The organism is Allobosea eneae (assembly GCF_042657265.1).
Lineage (GTDB): Bacteria > Pseudomonadota > Alphaproteobacteria > Rhizobiales > Beijerinckiaceae > Allobosea > Allobosea eneae.
In genome coordinates, this window is sequence record NZ_JBHSLW010000057.1 from 1 (window position 1) to 1,286 (window position 1,286).

The window sequence follows — 1,286 nt, forward strand, 5'->3', positions numbered from 1 at the left end:
TAAGCTTGCCTTATCGGACACAGTTCGATACCCTCCAAAAGATGCCAGATTCCATCGAATTCGAACCGCGAAACGAGCCTTCCGGTCAACCGGAAGACGGCGTGGCGCGAATGCCGGCGCTCCGCGCGACGCCACAGCTGTCGGGTTTCGCCAACAGCGACGACGCGGCGCTGCAGAACCCGGAGCTCGAGAGACTGGCCGGTTCGGCGCGCGGCTACGCCAAGGCGAAAGACAGCGCCAACACCGCCCGTGCCTACGCCTCGGACTGGAAGCAGTTCGAACGCTGGTGCCGGCGCCAGGGGTTTGACTCGCGAGTTCCTGACCCGCGCGTGGTCGGATTATTCATCGCAGCCTCGGCTGACGGCCAGGGCATTGCAAAAGCCGCTGTTTCGACAATCGAGCGACGACTGGCCGCAATCACCACGACCTATCGCAGCGCTGGAACCCCCCTCCCCCGGCAGGATCGCCATATCGTCGACGTCATGGCCGGCGTCCGCCGCAGCCACGGCCGGCCGCCGCGTCAGAAGGAGGCGCTGTTCGCCGAGGACATCTTGGCAATGGTCTCGATGCTGGAGCAGAATCTGCGCGGCTGGCGCGATCGCGCCATCCTGCTGATCGGGTTTGCCGGCGGCCTGCGCCGTTCCGAGATCACCGGGCTCGATTGCGGTCCAAAGCAAAGCGATGACAGCCGCGGCTGGATCGAAATCCTCGAAGGCGGCGTCGTCCTCACCATCGACGGCAAGACCGGCTGGCGCAGCGTCGAGATCGCCCGTGGCTCGTCGGACCGCACCTGCCCCGTCCAGGCGCTCGAGACATGGCTGAAGCTCGGCCGCATCGCGGATGGTCCGGTGTTCCGGCCGATGACCGTCGCTAATGGTGGCGTGCAAGCGCAGCGTCTGACCGATCGCCATGTGGCGCGCCTGGTCCAGAAGCTCGCACTGTGCGCTGGCGTCCGCGGCGATCTGACTGAAGGCGAACGGGCGCTCGCCTTCGCCGGCCATTCGCTGCGCGCCGGTCTCGCCTCTTCCGCGGAGATCGACGAAGCACACATCCAGCGCCAGCTCGGCCACGCCTCGGCCGAGATGACCCGCCGCTACCAACGTCGGCGCGATCGGTTCCGCGTCAATCTGACAAAAGCGGCAGGGCTGTGAGTCAGAATCAATCAGACGATGGCTGTTGCAACATAAAGGCAAATACAAAGTGCCACAGCATATTCCGGCAGTTTTAAATTAACACTTGGATTGAATAGGAAGTCATTTTGATTGTCATGTCTCCTTAGTTTGAAG

At 63.4% G+C, this 1,286-nt stretch carries 1 protein-coding gene; it reads left to right on the forward strand.

Annotated features, from left to right (window positions below; genetic code table 11):
- The first annotated feature begins 41 nt into the window (after window positions 1-41).
- Window positions 42-1,151: a tyrosine-type recombinase/integrase gene (locus ACFPOB_RS26280; RefSeq protein ID WP_068180407.1), complete on the forward strand. Its 1,110-nt coding sequence runs from the start codon at window positions 42-44 to the stop codon at window positions 1,149-1,151.
- The last annotated feature ends 135 nt before the right edge of the window (window positions 1,152-1,286 follow it).

Bases quoted from the DNA above. Each gene is read 5' to 3' on its own strand.
- ACFPOB_RS26280 (WP_068180407.1), top strand. From the start codon at position 42: ATGCCAGATTCCATCGAATTCGAACCGCGAAACGAGCCTTCCGGTCAA.